The sequence below is a fragment of the Pseudomonas aylmerensis genome (assembly GCF_001702265.1).
GTDB classification, from domain to species: domain Bacteria; phylum Pseudomonadota; class Gammaproteobacteria; order Pseudomonadales; family Pseudomonadaceae; genus Aquipseudomonas; species Aquipseudomonas aylmerensis.
The window spans coordinates 91226-104977 of sequence record NZ_MAUE01000008.1 but is presented as its reverse complement, the minus strand read 5'-3'; the positions used below and the strand labels follow the sequence as shown (position 1 = coordinate 104977).

The window sequence follows — 13752 nt, the reverse complement described above, 5'->3', positions numbered from 1 at the left end:
CCGGCAAGCCGGGCTCCTACAAGGTTTGCAGCGTGGCTTGTATCGCCTCGAAACCTGGCCGGGCGAGTACGTCGGGTTGGCAGCACTGCCCCCGCAAGCCTTCCAGCACCAGGCGTGTCGTCTCGCTCAACCCTTCGTCAACCCGCTCAAGCAACTCCCCCAGCAACACACCAAACGCGCGCACTTCAATGCGCTGCAACGCGCGAGTCTCCAGGGTGTCCGCCGTGGCATGGAACGACGCCGCGCCAAAATCCCCGAGCAGGCAATCGCCCGCCGTATTCCACAGGATATTGTGGCCGTACAGGTCGCCATGGGTGATGCCGTGCCGGTGCAAGTGCGCGGCTACCGAGGCAATGCCGCGCGCCATGCGCAGCGCTACCTCGAGACTGAAACGGGTGTCGGGTGCGTAGATGTCGCGGGTGCACGAGGCCAGGCTCGGCAGGGCGGCGAGGTTGCCATAGCTCGGGTCGATCAGGTCCATCACCAGCGCGGCCTGGTCCTCTGGATGGCCACTCACGCGGCCCTGCACCTTGATCAGGTTGGGGTGCAGCCCGGCGGCGATGCAGGCCTGCATTTCGTGCAGCGGCGAGCCATCGCTGGTGATCGTGCCTTTGTACAGCTTGACGGCGACGGGCAGCGCCTGCGGTTTCCACAGCGCCTTGCGAATCACCCCGGAGGCACCTTCGCCGAGCACTTCGGCCAGTTCCAGTTCGGTCCAGGGAATGGTCGGCGTGGTGTCATCCGCGGCTATCTCCACGGCCATTTCCACTGGGTTGCCGGCATAGGCCAGCCAGGTCAGGCTCGGCAGCGTCAGCAACCATTCGGGCAGGCGCGTGAAGCGGTTGGACGCGATGCGCAGCAGTTCGAGGTTGTGGCAGTTGGCCAGGCTTGGCGGCAGGGCGCTCAACCGGTTACCGGCCAGCATCAGTTTTTGCAGCAGCGGCCGCGCGCCCAGCTCATCGGGCAATTGGTCGATGCAGTTGTCGGTGAGGATCAACCAGCGCAACAACGGTGGCAACGCGGCGGCGGGCACGCGGCTAATGCGGTTGGCCTTGAAGCCGATCATGCTCAGCTTCGCGCACAGGCCAAGGCATTCCGGCAGGTCGGTAAAGGCGTTGTCCGAGCAGAACAGCACGCGCAGGTGCGGCAGGCGGTGCAGGTCGTCGGGCAAGCTGCTCAGGGCGTTGCCGCTGAGGTTGAGGATTTCCAGGGAGTCGGCCAGCGTGAAGATTTCCGGCGGGAATTCAGTCAGCCCGCAGGACAGGTCCAGGCGTGTAATACCGGCCAATTGGCCAGCCTTGAGTTGGGCGAGGGTATGCATGAACGGCGCAGTCACTCGGCAAAGGGACGTGGAAGGCGCTCATGATACCGGGTCGGGCAGGGCTTGCGGGTTGGCCTGCTGCAATTGGTTCAGGCGGCTGGCAGTGCGCGCAAGGTCGATGGCCTGGCCTGCCAGGCACTCGGCCAGCGGCCGTTCACCGATCAGGGTCAGGTGCTTGTCCTGGTCGTAGAGCACGTCCACCAGGTTGATGAAGCGCTGCTGCACGGCAATCGGGCAATCGCCCAGTAGGGGCAGGCCGTCGATGATCCAGTCGTCGAAGTCTTTGCACAGCAGCAGGTAGTCCATCACTGCCGTGGGCTGCTCGCACAGGTCGTTGAAGGTGAAGGCGACGGTGCGCCCCTGGTGCCAGCGCACCCGTAATTGCCGGGTGCCGACCGCCAGCGTGAGCGCCGGGCAATCCGCCGCCGGCACCCCGAACGCCGCACGCTGCGCCGGGCTGCCGGGCCAGATGAACGGCCCCTGGGTGAAGCGCTGCTGGCCGTGATTGTGTGGCAGGCCCCGGTAATCCTGGGGCGCGTTGACCTCCATGACGTCCATGCGCGCGCCGATCAGCTCGATCACCGGCTTGAAGCGCTGGTGATACAGCGGGTTGGGCAACAGCCCTTCGGGCGGGTAATTGGAGGTTACCAGCACCACCACGCCGCGCTCGAACAAGGCCTTGAACAGGCGGGTGATGAGCATCGCGTCGCCGATATCGTGGACATGGAACTCGTCGAAACACAGCACGCGGCAGCCTTCTAGCAATTCATCCAGGGTGACCGCAAGGGCGTCGGGCTGCTGGCGATGGCGGAACATGCCTTGATGCAGGCGGGCGAAAAAGTCGTGGAAGTGCACCCGCTGCTTCTGCGCCAGGGGCAGCGCCTGGAAGAACCCGTCGAGCAACCAGCTTTTGCCGCGCCCCACGGCGCCGTGCAAGTACAGGCTGCGCGGCGTGTGCTGCTGTTGCAGGGCAGCGGCTATCTGCGCCATGCGCTCGATGACCTGCTGCTGGCTCGGGCTCAGGGTGTAGCCCTGGCGCCGGGCCTTGCGCTGGAAGTACGTGGACACGTCATCGGACGTGGCGGTAGCGGCGGCAGGCTTGCCGAACAGTCGGCGCAGGGCGGGGGGAAGGACAGCCAAGGGTGAGGGTTCCGTGGGGTGAATGGCGTTAGGGTGCAGCGCTCGCGCTAATTTAACCAATACAAAATGTGGCGGCCAGCGATCTCAAAAAGAGACCGGTCACCGCGCGTCGGCTGAGCGCCGAAATCGATGCAGGCACATAGCCATCTCGGATATCCTTGGCGGCGTTTCCTGCCTCGCGGTTTCCTCAAGGTCATTCATGTTCGTCATCCATCGCCTCTTGCTGGTCGTGGGCGCCTGCTGCCTGTGGGTCAACCCTGCGCAGGCGGTGGTCAGCAGCGGGCAAATCAGCGCGCAGTTGGTGATCACTGCCGGCTGTGAAGTCAGCCCGGGCAGCGCTGCGAGCCGCCCGCTCGTGCGCTGCAGCACTGCCTCCGACAGCTCCACCGAATTTACCGTCAGCACCGAGCAGGCCCCCCAGGAAGATGGCAGCCCGCGCACCTTGGTGACGCTGAACTGGTAACAAACGTACAACATTTTTGACAGTCGTATTTCTGACGCGACTGGCAGCTTTGCCCTCCACTGCTAACCTGATCCTGGTACGCCATTCCTCAAAAGGATTGAGGCCGTGAATGGATCTATGGTTTTGGCCATCGTAGGCACGCTGTGCAGCGCACAAGCGTTGGCCACACAATTGCAGGTGGAGGTGCGCGTCAATGTGATGCGTGGCTGCCAGTTGGTCGGTCTGACGCGTGACGCGGGGATCGAGCAACTCGGTGTGCTCGATTTCGGCAGCACCGCCCGTCTCGACAACCCCGCCGGCCCCTTGAGCGCTGCGCTGACCAGCACGCGCCAGCCACGCCTGGAATGCAACCCCGACACCCCTTATCAAGTGCGTATCGACGGCGGCCTGCATGGCGGCATCGGCGAGGTGCGCTACCTGGCCGGCGAGCGGCATGCCTCGCCGATTCCCTATCGTCTTTACCGCGATGCCGCCCGACGCGTGGCATTGCCAGTCAATGAGACAGTGAGCGGCACGGTGCCCGACAGTGGCTCGGTGGAGTTGCCGCTGTATGCGCGCATCGAACCCCTGGCTCAAATCCCCGCAGTGAGTCGCTACAGCGACGTGGTGAAGGTCACGGTGACCTGGTAAGCATTTTTGTGCAGTGACTGCCGGGTGGACTCGGCAGGTAAAGGAATGTCGCCCAAGGTTGGGCGGCCAACTGGTTTTATCCTGATGGAAGTGGGATCGATATGAAGCACTTCACCTGTACCGCGCTGTTGCTCAGCCCCCTGTTGTTGGTTGCGGGGGATGCCGAGGCGGTCGTCACCGGCAGCATCCAGGCGCGGCTGGTGATCCTGCCGGCCTGCCAGGTGAGCGCCGGTGCCCAGGACCTGCCTGCCAACCTGGGCCAACTCGATTTCGGCAATCAGGGCCCGACCTGGACCCGCCCGCTCAACGCCAATGTCGAGGGCAATGGCGGGGCGCTGCAAGTCACCTGCAATGCCTCGGTGCGCGGCTTTACCGTGACCATCGACGGTGGCGTCAACGGTGACGGCACCACCCGGCGCCTGAGCAATGGCCGCCAGACTATTCCCTATCGACTCACGGCCGATGCCGCCGGGACGGACATCTATCGCATTGGCCAGCAACGCAATTTCGCCGTCAGCGCCGGCAGCCTGGGACCGATCCCGGTCTATGGCGCGGTGGTGGCGAATACCAGCGCACTTCCCGCGGGCACCTACCGCGACACCCTGACGGTCACGCTGGATTGGTAACTCAACAGAGGAAAAGCACCATGCAATCACTCGCTTTGCGTCTCGCTGTACCTGTTCTGGGCCTGGCCCTGGCCGCCGGTGCGCAGGCCGCCACCACCGTGACCGGGCAGATCAGCTCCAGCCTGATCCTGACCAGCAGTTGCCTGGTCAACGGCGGTGCGGGTACCACCAACCTGAACTTCGGTAGCCTGAACTTCGGCACCACCACCAGCCTGTTCACGCAGACCGGCACACAACTGGTGGCAGCCGGCGGCGGCGCGGTGTCGATCCAATGTTCGTCCGGCACCACGCCCACGGTGACCATCCAGGGCGGCCTGCACGACGGCCAGTCCACCGGCGGCACCCGCGCGCTGTATGACGGCGTGGCCAACTTCGTGCCCTACGATCTCTACACCGACTCGGGCTTCAACAATCTCCTGGCGGCCAATGGCGTGATCAACCTGGCGGCCAGCACGGGCGCAGCGCAGACCATCAACCTGTGGGGCAAGGCGGTGGGTAAAGCCGGGCTGCCGGCGGGCACCTACACCGACACCATTGCCGTGCAATTGAGCTTCTGAGTGCGATGGCCGGGCATGGATGCGTCGCTGTGCTGCTGGCCTGTGCGTGCAGCGTGCCGCTGCCACTGGCGGCGGTCACCGGTACGAGTTTCCAGGTCAGCGCCAGCATCATTGCCGGCTGCCTGGTGGTCGGCGGTGGCAGCAATTACGGCAACCTCACGTACGGCAGCTATTCGGCGTTGTCCACCAGCACGGTGTCGACTGCGCTGGCCAGCAGTGTGCAGTTGCAATGCACGCCCGGCGTGACCCTGGCCATGAGCGTGGACGGTGGGCAGAACAACAGCAGCGGCCGGCACCTCAAGCTCAACAGCGGCACGGCGCAGGTGGCCTATCAGCTCTACCGCGATGCGGGGTTCAGCCAGGCGCTGGGGATCAGCCAGAGCGTGAATGTGGCCTACAGCAATGCGAACAACATCACGCTGCCGATCTACGGCCGGGTGGTGCTGCCGGGGAATCAGCCGGCGGGGACCTACAGCGATGTGGTGCAGGTCCAGCTGACCTTCTAGGGACATGTGAATTGAAGTGGTTTTCAATCTAAGGAGCAGAGCTTGCCTATGTGTTTACCCCCGTCCCTGCGTCAAGGGCTGCTGGCCATGGCCCTGCTGGGCGCAAGCCAGGTGCAGGCCGCCAGCTCGGTGCTGATCTGGCCCATCGACCCGGTGCTGGAGGCTGATCAACAGGCCAGTGCACTGTGGTTGGAAAACCGTGGTACTGAAACCGCCAACCTGCAGGTCCGCGTGTTTGCCTGGCGCCAGAACGGTTTCGATGATCAGTACCAGAACCAGCGTGATGTGATCGGCAGCCCGCCGGTGGCCCGTATCGAACCGGGACAGAAACAACTGGTGCGCCTGACCCGTACCAAGGACGTGCCACCGGGCCAGGAGTTGGCGTATCGCATCATCATCGATGAGATCCCCGCGCCCCGGCAGCCGGGCGCCGAGGATGGCAAGACGGCCGCGTCGATCCAGTTCCAGATGCGTTACTCGGTGCCGCTGTTCGCCTACGGCGCGGGGCTGTGGAGCAAGGAAGACCTGACGCGCCAGCGCGACCCCAAGGGCGCCGGCGTGCCGGACCTGACCTGGCGCAAAGTGGCCGAGGGCGGACGCTCCTATATCGAGATTCGCAACCAGGGCGCGGTGCATGCACGGCTGACGGATGTGGCCGTGAAGCAAGGTGGCCAGAACCGACCGGTGACCGAGGGCCTGATGGGCTACGTGTTGCCGGGCGCAACCATGCGCTGGCCAGTGCCGGAACCCTTGGCCAGTGGCCAGGAGTTACTGCTTAAAGTCAACGGTGCGCCGACGGTACAGAGCGTCAAGCCCGGCCCGTAAAAGACAGGGAGTGAGCTGAGTGTCGGCTCGTTGTATCCAAACAGTGCGATGGATCGCCATGGGGTGTTGCTGTCTGGTGTTTATCCCGCGGGTCGATGCCGGTGAGCTGCCGCCACCGCCCACCAGCCTGGAGGCCATGCCCGATGCCCAGCTGTACCTGCAATTGCTGGTCAACCAGATGGACACCGGCAAGGTCATCGTGGTCGAACAGCGGGCGGGGCAGCTGTACATGCCCGCCGCTGACCTGCAGGCGATCGGCATGAAACTGCCCGCCTCGGTGTCCGCCGAAGTGGCCCTGGACCAGTTGCCGGGGCTGCACAGCGAATACGACAGCCAGGGCCAGCGCCTGCTCTTGAGCGTGCCGCCGGACTGGCTGCCGGCGCAGTTCCTCGGCAACCGCAAGGCGTACCCGCGCACCGAGGCGATGACCAGCTTCGGCGCGATGCTCAACTATGACCTGTACCTGAACGACACCGATGAGGCCGGCACCTACCTCGCTGCCTGGAACGAAGTGCGAGTGTTCGACACCTGGGGCACCGTCTCCAACACCGGGCAATACCGCCGCAGTTTCGGCGCGAACGCCGGCAATGGGCTGGACAACGGCTACCTGCGCTATGACACCACCTGGCGCTATTCGGACGATGAAAGCCTATTGACCTACGAGGCCGGCGACCTGGTCAGCGGCGCCTTGCCGTGGAGCAATTCGGTGCGCCTGGGCGGTGTGCAGCTGTCGCGCGATTTCGGCGTGCGCCCGGACCTGGTGACCTACCCCTTGCCGCAGTTCGCCGGCGAGGCGGCGGTGCCGTCTTCGGTGGACCTGTTTATCAATGGCTTCAAGTCGTCCAGCGACAACGTGCAGCCGGGGCCCTACACCCTGACCAATATCCCGTTCATCAACGGTGCGGGCGAGGCGGTGGTGGTGACCACCGACGCCCTTGGCCGGCAGGTGTCCACCACGGTGCCGTTCTATGTCACCAGCAGCCTGCTGCAAAAGGGCCTGTCGGACTTCTCGGTGGCTGCCGGTACCTTGCGCCGCGACTACGCGCAGCAGGATTTTCGCTATGGCCAGGGTGTCACCTCCGGCAGCCTGCGGTATGGCGTCAGCGATGTGTTCACCCTGGAAAGCCACGCCGAAGCTTCCAATGACCTGACCCTGGGCGGCGTTGGCGGCAACGTACGGCTCGGCTCGTTTGGCGTGCTCAACAGTGCGGTCAGCCAGAGCCGTTTCGACGGGCGCGAGGGCCAGCAAGTCAGCCTCGGCTATCAATACAGCAGCCAGCGCTACAGCCTCTCGTACCAACGGCTGGAACGGCATGCGCAGTATGCCGACCTCACCGTGATCGACTCGCCCTACATCAGTTTGAGCAAGCGCAGCGAGCAGGTCACTGCCAGCCTCAACCTCGACAGCTGGGGCAGCCTGGGCGCCGGTTATTTTGATATCCGCGCCGCCGATGATTCGCGCACGCGCTTGCTCAACCTGACCTGGAACCGCCCGCTGTGGGGCAACAGCAGCTTTTACTTGTCGGCCAACCGCGAGATCGGCGACAGCAACTGGGCGGTGCAGGCCCAAGTCGTGATCCCGTTCGACCTCGATGGCAGCCTGAGCATGAGCATGGAGCGCAGCACCTCCGGCGAGAATCGCCAGCGGGTCAATTTCAGTCGTGCGGTGCCGGGCCCCGGCGGCGTGGGCTACAACCTCGGCTACGCACATGGCCAGGGCCCGGATTACCGCCAGGCCGATCTGACCTGGCGCCTGCAGTCGGTGCAATTGCAGGCCGGCGTCTACGGCAGCAGCGACGCCGAAACTCGCTGGGCCGACGCCAGCGGCTCGCTGGTGTGGATGGACAAGCATGTGTTTGCGGCCAACCGGATCAACGATGCCTTTGTGGTGGTGAGTACCGACGGCTACGCCAAGGTCCCGGTGCGTTATGAAAACCAACTGGTCGGCGAAACCGACCAGAGCGGCCGCCTGCTGGTGCCGTGGAGCAGCGGTTATTACCGCGGCAAATATGAAATCGATCCGCTGAACTTGCCGGCCAACGTGTTGAGCCCATCGGTGGAGCAACGGGTGGCGGTGCGTCGCGGCAGCGGCTATCTGCTGGAGTTTCCGCTGACCCGGATCAACGCCGCCAGCATTGAACTGGTGGATGAACACAATACGCCGTTGCCGCTGGGCGCGACTGTGTTGCATGAGCAGAGCGGCGTGGCGGCGGTGGTGGGCTGGGATGGCTTGGTGTACCTCGACCGGTTGGCGGCGCAGAACACCTTGCGCGTGACCCTGGGCGGCGGCGCCAGTTGCCAGGTGCAGTTTGCCCTGCCGGAATCCAGCGAGCAGGTGCCGATGATCGGGCCATTGGTTTGTCGATAGGCACAGGAGGTGTCGGGTGAAAGTGCGGGGTGTGGTAGCGGGGTTGGTGTTGAGCGGGTTGGCGTCCCAGGTTCAGGCGTTGTGTTCGGTGGTGGCGACCAATGCGGCCGGGTTCGGCCCGGTGAGTTCGATCCTGGTGCGCACCACCACGCAATCTACTTCGACCACCAACGGCGGGTTGCGCTGTACCGGTTCGCTGTTGTCGCTGCTCACCACCAATGACCACTTCTACGCCACCATCACGTCCTCAACGGCCGGCATGGTCGGCCCCACCGGCGATGTGATCGGCTACAACCTGTACGCGACCAACAATACCGGTGCTGCGTATCTAATCACCCGTGGTGTCCAGTATGACTTCGCGCGCAACGGCATCATTGACCTGCTCGGCTTGTTGGGGGGCTCTACGCCCAAGACGGTGCCGCTGTACCTGGGGACGATTACCGGCAGTAACGTTGCGGCGGGGATCTATACCGAAACCCTGAGCATCTTCTGGGATTGGAGCTACTGCTCTGGCATTGGCGCGCTGGGCATCTGCCTCGGGCGCGATACCAATTCGGGGACGACCACCTTGACGGTGAACATGACCGTCACCAACGACTGCACGATCACCGCGCCGAATATCAGCTTCGGTGGCGCGCCGGTGGTGAGTGCCTTCGGCACGGTCAACCAGACCATCAACATTTCCTGCACCAAGGGCAGCGCCTACACGGTGGGGCTCGACCCTGGCCAGAACGCCAATGCCGGACGGCGGCGGATGGTTTCAGGGGCCAATTATCTGTCCTACGACATCTTCCAGAGTGCCGGCACCACCGTGTGGGGCAGTGTCGGCGCCGCGCGCCGCGCGAGTACCAGCGCCGAGGTCAACCCCGGCAAGGGCATGGGCAGCAACGGTGCCCAGGTGTTCAACTACAACGCCAGGATCTACACCGACCAGACCACACCCCCGGCCGGCACCTATACGGATAACGTGATCCTCGACGTCGGCTTCTAGAACTTCAGCAGCGGCGGCGCGGGCTGGTCCGCCGGGCTGACCACTGCGTAGTTGTAGCCGGCGCCGGACCAGTACTGCGCCTGCAGCCCATCCGCGCTGCGACTGCCACGCGGCAAGAAGCCGTTTTCCGGACCCGGTGGGCGGATATAGAAACTGATACGCCGGCCTTGCGCGTCCTGGTACAGCACCATGGCCGCCGCGCCTTGCTCGGTAGTCAGCAGGCGCCCGCTGACGGGGGTGAAGCCTGCGGCGCTCAAGTCGGGCAGGCGGTGGGCCTGGTTGAAGTAGCGGTCCAGCCAGGCCTGCATGTTGCCGCCGTCCTGGACGTTATAGTCGGCGGGCATGATGCCGTCCTGGGCAAACAGACGGAACGCCTGCATCGCATCGGCCATCGGCAGCAACGGCGGCTGGGTGGCTTCGCGCGCCTGCCAGCCGCCGACCCCGCCGAGGCTGACGGCCACCAGCAGCACTGCCGCCGTGGCCCAATGGCGGCGCGAGCGCTGCTGGATGCGCTGGCGGATCAGCGCGGGGTCCAGGTCAGGGTTGGCCGGCTGTTGCAGGGCCCCGCCGAGGGACGCGCGCAGCAATTGCGCATCCTGTTGCCAGGCGTGGACCTGGGCCGCGACGTCGGGGTGTGCCGCCAGCCAGGTTTCAAGGACACGGCGATCGCTCTCCAGGAGCTGGTGATCGACGTAGGCGTGCAAATCGCGTTCGCTGGGGGGCAGGCTGATCATTTGAGTCTCCGCAGGGAAGGGCTGGCTATTTCACCATCGCTGAGTTGGCGCAGGGCCTGGCGCGCGCGGGACAGGCGCGACATCACCGTGCCGACCGGCACCTCGAGAATCTCGGCGACCTCCTTGTAGCTCAAGCCCTCCACCGACACCCATAACAGCAGGGCGCGCTGTTCGGTGTTGAGTTGATCGAAGGCTTGCAGGGTCGACTGGGCAATGACCGTGCGCTCCACCGACGGCTGCGCATCATCCCGACCGGTAAAGAACTCCAGCATGCGGGCGTAACGCCGGGTGCGTCGATGCGCATCGAGAAACTGCCGATAGAGGATCGAAAACAGCCACGCGCGCACGTCGCCTTCGAGGCGCTTGTCGGCCCAGCGGGTGATCGCCCGTTCCAGGGTCGACTGCACCAGGTCGTCGGCGCTGCTGGCGTTACGGGTCAGGGACACGGCAAAACGCCGCAACCTGGGGATGAGTTCACGTAACTGTTCGTCGAGTGCATGCATGGGAATGGGAGTCTAGCCAGTTGTGCTGAGGTAGACGCCGGCCGCTGTAGGTTATTCCATCCGCGTGCGAAAGAATCTTGCGCTATGTGGTTTATACGTTTCGGTATTGTTCGTAGGCCTGTAATCGCGGGCACTGCCCTCTCTCCACCCTTGTATCTGTCGGCACTCAGTCGGCAGTTAACCGCAGAGGGTGTGTCCATGACGTTTTCACCACAGGATAAATCGCAATTTTGCCGACAGGCGCTTGCGCACTGGCCCGTCGCACAGCAGGACCTGTTCGAACGCTGGGCGCGCGGCCCGTCGGCCCCACCGGGACATGGCTGTGTGCACCACGCTATCGAAAGGCAGGCGGCGCTGGCGCCCGACGCCACGGCCGCCGTGTGCCAGGGGCAGCGCATCAGCTACGCGCAACTTGACCGGCAGGCCAATCGGTTGGCCATGCGTTTGATCGAGCAGGGGGTGAAACGCGGTGACACGGTGGCGCTGTTCGTCGAGCGCTCGATCCCGATGCTGGTAGGGTTGCTGGCGGTGATGAAGGTCGGCGCGGCGTATGTGCCGCAAGACGCCAGGATCGTGCCGCCGATGCAATTGGCGATGGTCCTTGAGGCGTTGTCCAGCCGGCTGATCCTGACCCTGTCGCCACTGCTGGAGCGCCTGCCCGAGACGCACGCGTCGCAGTGCCTGTGCCTCGATGAGTTCCTGGCCGAAGTCCCCTGGATCGCCCAGGACAATCAGCCGGTGTGCGCTGCCGTCGACCCTGACGACCTGTGTTTTGTGCTGTTTACCTCGGGCACCACCGGGCGTCCCAACGGCGTCCGTGTCAGCCATCGCAATCTGTGCAACATTTTGCTCACCGAGCCCGGGCGGATGGGCATGGCGCCGGGGCGCACGGTGGGGCAGATCCTCAATATCGGCTTTGACATGGCTGCCTGGGAAATCCTCGGCTGCCTGGCCCATGGCGCGACGCTGATGATTCGCGGCAAGCACATCGCGCCAATGGCGGCGCAGTGTGACGTGCTGATCGCAACGCCGTCGATATTGGCCACCCTCGAATCTCGGCAGTGCCCTCTCCTGAAGGTGGTTGCGGTGGCGGGCGAGCCTTGCCCGCAAGGCCTGGCCGACCACTGGGCGGGCCACTGCGACTTCTACAACGGCTGTGGACCCACCGAAACCACCATCGTCAATACGCTGCACCGGCATGTGCCCGGCACGTTGCTGACCATTGGCCAGCCCACGCCCAATAACACGGTGTATGTCCTTGACGCTCAGGGGCAGGCCTGTGCACTGGGCGAGATCGGTGAAATGTGGGCCGGCGGTGCCGGTGTGACAGCAGGCTACCTGGGCAATCCCGAGCTGACCGCGCAGCGCTATCGGCCGGACCCTTTTATCGGTGCCGGCGCGCTGATGTTCCGCACCCGCGACCTTGGCCGCTGGACCCGCGACGGACAGCTCGAACACCTCGGGCGGGTGGATGACCAGGTCAAGGTGCGTGGGTTTCGCGTGGAGCTGGACGCGGTGTCCGCCACGCTGGAAGCCCGCACAGACTGCACGCGGGCGGTCACGCTGAAACTCGATGACCGCCATCTGGTGGCATTCGTGTCACCGGCCGGCGTCGATATCGATGCCTGCCGCCGGCACTGCGAGCAGCGCCTGGCCTATTACTGCGTGCCGTCGCGGATCTACGCGCTGGATCAGTTGCCGCTGACGAGCCGCGGCAAGGTGGATAAGGCGCTGCTGCTGCAATGGGCGCGTCAACGCCAGGCCGTGAAGGAGACCGGTGATGCTTGATGCCCTGACCCAGGTCGTTGTGACGCCCAAGGCGCGGTTATGGCGAAGGCTCGCCGCGCAGCCATTGTTTTCCTATTACCACCGCCTGTTTGCCCTGGTGATGCTCACCAATGCCCTTGTTGTCTGGCTAGGGCCTGGCGTGCAGGCCATGGGCGTGGACACGCTGTCGAGCATGGTCTTGATCAACCTCTCGCTGGCTACGCTGATCCGTCAGCAGTACGTGATCAATGCGCTGTTCTGGTGGGTGACGCGGGTGCCGACCCGCTGGCCGCTGTGGCTGCGTCGGCGTGTGGCGAAGGTTTACCACGTGGGTGGGCTGCACAGTGGCGCCGCGGTGGCGGCGACGGGCTGGTTCGCTGCCTTGTTCGGGGTGCAGGTCTTGCAGCAGTTGCGCGAGCCGGGCAGCGTGTCGGCCGTCTGGTTGTGGCTGAGCGCTGTGCTGATGACCTTGCTGCTAGTGATGGTTGCCATGGCGCTACCGTGGGTGCGAGGGCGCTTCCACAATGGCTTCGAACGTGTGCACCGCTTTGCCGGCTGGAGTGCATTGCTGCTGTTCTGGGGACTGGCGTGGCAGGCCTCCACCGAACAGCAGGCCAGTGGCACGTTCTGGATGCTGGGGCTACTGAGCCTGAGCATTGCCCTGCCATGGCTGCGCCTGCGCAGAGTACCGGTCGACAGTCTGCGGCCATCCCGGCATGTGGCCATCGTGCGCTTCACCCACACCACGCCGTTTACCGGCTCCTCCACCAGCATCAGCCTGAACCCGCTGTTGGAATGGCATTCGTTCGCTAATATTCCTGCGCCGGGCGAGCTCGGGTTTCGGCTGATCATTTCACGGGCAGGGGATTGGACGGGCCGGTTCATCGAGCACTTGCCGTCGCATGTGTGGGTCAAGGGAATCACCACGGCCGGCGTGGCGAATGTCGAGACGCTGTTCAAATCGGTGCTGTACGTCGCCACCGGCAGCGGCATCGGCCCGGTGCTCCCGCATTTGCTGGCGGGCAACGTGCCTGTGCGGTTGCTCTGGTCGGCACGCAGCCCGCGACAGACCTACGGTGATGCACTGGTCGACGAAATCCTGCGGGCCGAGCCCGACGCGTTGATTTGGGACACCGATGCACGCGGTCAACCGGACCTTGTGCAACTGGCCTGCGCCGCGGTGCACACCTATGACGTGGAGGCGGTGATTTGCATCGCCAACCAGCACCTGACCCGTCGCGTGGTGCAGGCGCTGGAAGCCAGGGGCATCCCAGCCTATGGCGCGATCTGGGATTCCTGACTCCCCGCGCGGTACCCCGGC

The 13752-nt window shown here is 64.7% G+C and carries 14 protein-coding genes; 10 read left to right on the top strand and 4 right to left on the bottom strand.

Annotation, left to right across the window (positions count from 1 at the left end):
• Positions 1 to 16: 16 nt before the first annotated feature.
• Together BBG20_RS05785 and zapE are read right to left on the bottom strand one after the other, a co-directional pair.
• Positions 17 to 1321 (bottom strand): protein kinase, encoded by a 1305-nt coding sequence (locus BBG20_RS05785; protein WP_065901212.1) that lies wholly within the window; start codon positions 1319 to 1321, stop codon positions 17 to 19.
• Between the two features lie 39 nt (positions 1322 to 1360).
• Complete coding sequence (zapE, locus tag BBG20_RS05780; protein ID WP_065901128.1) at positions 1361 to 2461, bottom strand: cell division protein ZapE; 1101 nt, start codon at positions 2459 to 2461, stop codon at positions 1361 to 1363.
• Positions 2462 to 2660: 199 nt separating this feature from the next.
• On the opposite strand from zapE, the gene BBG20_RS05775 reads away from it, so the two are divergent.
• The 8 genes from BBG20_RS05775 to BBG20_RS05740 all read left to right on the top strand — a co-directional run bounded on the left by BBG20_RS05775 (position 2661) and on the right by BBG20_RS05740 (position 9427).
• Entirely contained in the window at positions 2661 to 2924 is a 264-nt protein-coding gene (locus tag BBG20_RS05775; RefSeq protein WP_065901126.1) for a hypothetical protein, read from the top strand.
• A gap of 117 nt (positions 2925 to 3041) precedes the next feature.
• Positions 3042 to 3554, top strand: coding sequence for a Csu type fimbrial protein (locus BBG20_RS05770; RefSeq protein ID WP_106803364.1), 513 nt, complete (start codon positions 3042 to 3044; stop codon positions 3552 to 3554).
• A gap of 101 nt (positions 3555 to 3655) precedes the next feature.
• Positions 3656 to 4180 (top strand): Csu type fimbrial protein, encoded by a 525-nt coding sequence (locus BBG20_RS05765; protein ID WP_065901122.1) that lies wholly within the window; start codon positions 3656 to 3658, stop codon positions 4178 to 4180.
• 20 nt (positions 4181 to 4200) lie between these two features.
• Positions 4201 to 4737: a spore coat protein U domain-containing protein gene (locus BBG20_RS05760; RefSeq protein WP_065901120.1), complete on the top strand. Its 537-nt coding sequence runs from the start codon at positions 4201 to 4203 to the stop codon at positions 4735 to 4737.
• 5 nt (positions 4738 to 4742) lie between these two features.
• A complete protein-coding gene (locus tag BBG20_RS05755) occupies positions 4743 to 5243 on the top strand; it encodes a Csu type fimbrial protein (protein WP_065901116.1) in 501 nt (166 codons plus the stop codon).
• Between the two features lie 48 nt (positions 5244 to 5291).
• Positions 5292 to 6068: a fimbrial biogenesis chaperone gene (locus BBG20_RS05750; RefSeq protein ID WP_065901113.1), complete on the top strand. Its 777-nt coding sequence runs from the start codon at positions 5292 to 5294 to the stop codon at positions 6066 to 6068.
• A gap of 58 nt (positions 6069 to 6126) precedes the next feature.
• Positions 6127 to 8436: a fimbria/pilus outer membrane usher protein gene (locus BBG20_RS05745; protein WP_065901110.1), complete on the top strand. Its 2310-nt coding sequence runs from the start codon at positions 6127 to 6129 to the stop codon at positions 8434 to 8436.
• 16 nt (positions 8437 to 8452) lie between these two features.
• Positions 8453 to 9427 (top strand): Csu type fimbrial protein, encoded by a 975-nt coding sequence (locus tag BBG20_RS05740; RefSeq protein ID WP_065901108.1) that lies wholly within the window; start codon positions 8453 to 8455, stop codon positions 9425 to 9427.
• On the opposite strand, the gene BBG20_RS05735 is transcribed toward BBG20_RS05740, so the two are convergent.
• Positions 9424 to 10161: an anti-sigma factor family protein gene (locus BBG20_RS05735; protein ID WP_065901107.1), complete on the bottom strand. Its 738-nt coding sequence runs from the start codon at positions 10159 to 10161 to the stop codon at positions 9424 to 9426. The two genes, BBG20_RS05740 and BBG20_RS05735, sit on opposite strands and share 4 nt — an antisense overlap.
• Positions 10158 to 10664, bottom strand: a complete 507-nt coding sequence (locus BBG20_RS05730; RefSeq protein WP_065901106.1) for an RNA polymerase sigma factor — start codon at positions 10662 to 10664, stop codon at positions 10158 to 10160. Before BBG20_RS05730 ends, BBG20_RS05735 begins: the two co-directional genes overlap by 4 nt.
• 198 nt (positions 10665 to 10862) lie before the next feature.
• On the opposite strand from BBG20_RS05730, the gene BBG20_RS05725 reads away from it, so the two are divergent.
• Complete coding sequence (locus tag BBG20_RS05725; protein WP_065901104.1) at positions 10863 to 12452, top strand: amino acid adenylation domain-containing protein; 1590 nt, start codon at positions 10863 to 10865, stop codon at positions 12450 to 12452.
• A complete protein-coding gene (locus tag BBG20_RS05720) occupies positions 12445 to 13731 on the top strand; it encodes a ferredoxin reductase domain-containing protein (protein ID WP_065901101.1) in 1287 nt (428 codons plus the stop codon). The genes BBG20_RS05725 and BBG20_RS05720 overlap by 8 nt, the downstream gene beginning before the upstream one ends.
• The last annotated feature ends 21 nt before the right edge of the window (positions 13732 to 13752 follow it).

Coding starts and splice junctions, on each gene's coding strand:
- BBG20_RS05785 (WP_065901212.1), bottom strand. CDS start 1,321: ATGCATACCCTCGCCCAACTCAAGGCTGGCCAATTGGCCGGTATTACA.
- BBG20_RS05775 (WP_065901126.1), top strand. CDS start 2,661: ATGTTCGTCATCCATCGCCTCTTGCTGGTCGTGGGCGCCTGCTGCCTG.
- BBG20_RS05770 (WP_106803364.1), top strand. CDS start 3,042: ATGGTTTTGGCCATCGTAGGCACGCTGTGCAGCGCACAAGCGTTGGCC.
- BBG20_RS05765 (WP_065901122.1), top strand. CDS start 3,656: ATGAAGCACTTCACCTGTACCGCGCTGTTGCTCAGCCCCCTGTTGTTG.
- BBG20_RS05760 (WP_065901120.1), top strand. CDS start 4,201: ATGCAATCACTCGCTTTGCGTCTCGCTGTACCTGTTCTGGGCCTGGCC.
- BBG20_RS05755 (WP_065901116.1), top strand. CDS start 4,743: ATGGCCGGGCATGGATGCGTCGCTGTGCTGCTGGCCTGTGCGTGCAGC.
- BBG20_RS05750 (WP_065901113.1), top strand. CDS start 5,292: ATGTGTTTACCCCCGTCCCTGCGTCAAGGGCTGCTGGCCATGGCCCTG.
- BBG20_RS05745 (WP_065901110.1), top strand. CDS start 6,127: ATGGGGTGTTGCTGTCTGGTGTTTATCCCGCGGGTCGATGCCGGTGAG.
- BBG20_RS05735 (WP_065901107.1), bottom strand. CDS start 10,161: ATGATCAGCCTGCCCCCCAGCGAACGCGATTTGCACGCCTACGTCGAT.
- BBG20_RS05730 (WP_065901106.1), bottom strand. CDS start 10,664: ATGCATGCACTCGACGAACAGTTACGTGAACTCATCCCCAGGTTGCGG.
- BBG20_RS05725 (WP_065901104.1), top strand. CDS start 10,863: ATGACGTTTTCACCACAGGATAAATCGCAATTTTGCCGACAGGCGCTT.
- BBG20_RS05720 (WP_065901101.1), top strand. CDS start 12,445: ATGCTTGATGCCCTGACCCAGGTCGTTGTGACGCCCAAGGCGCGGTTA.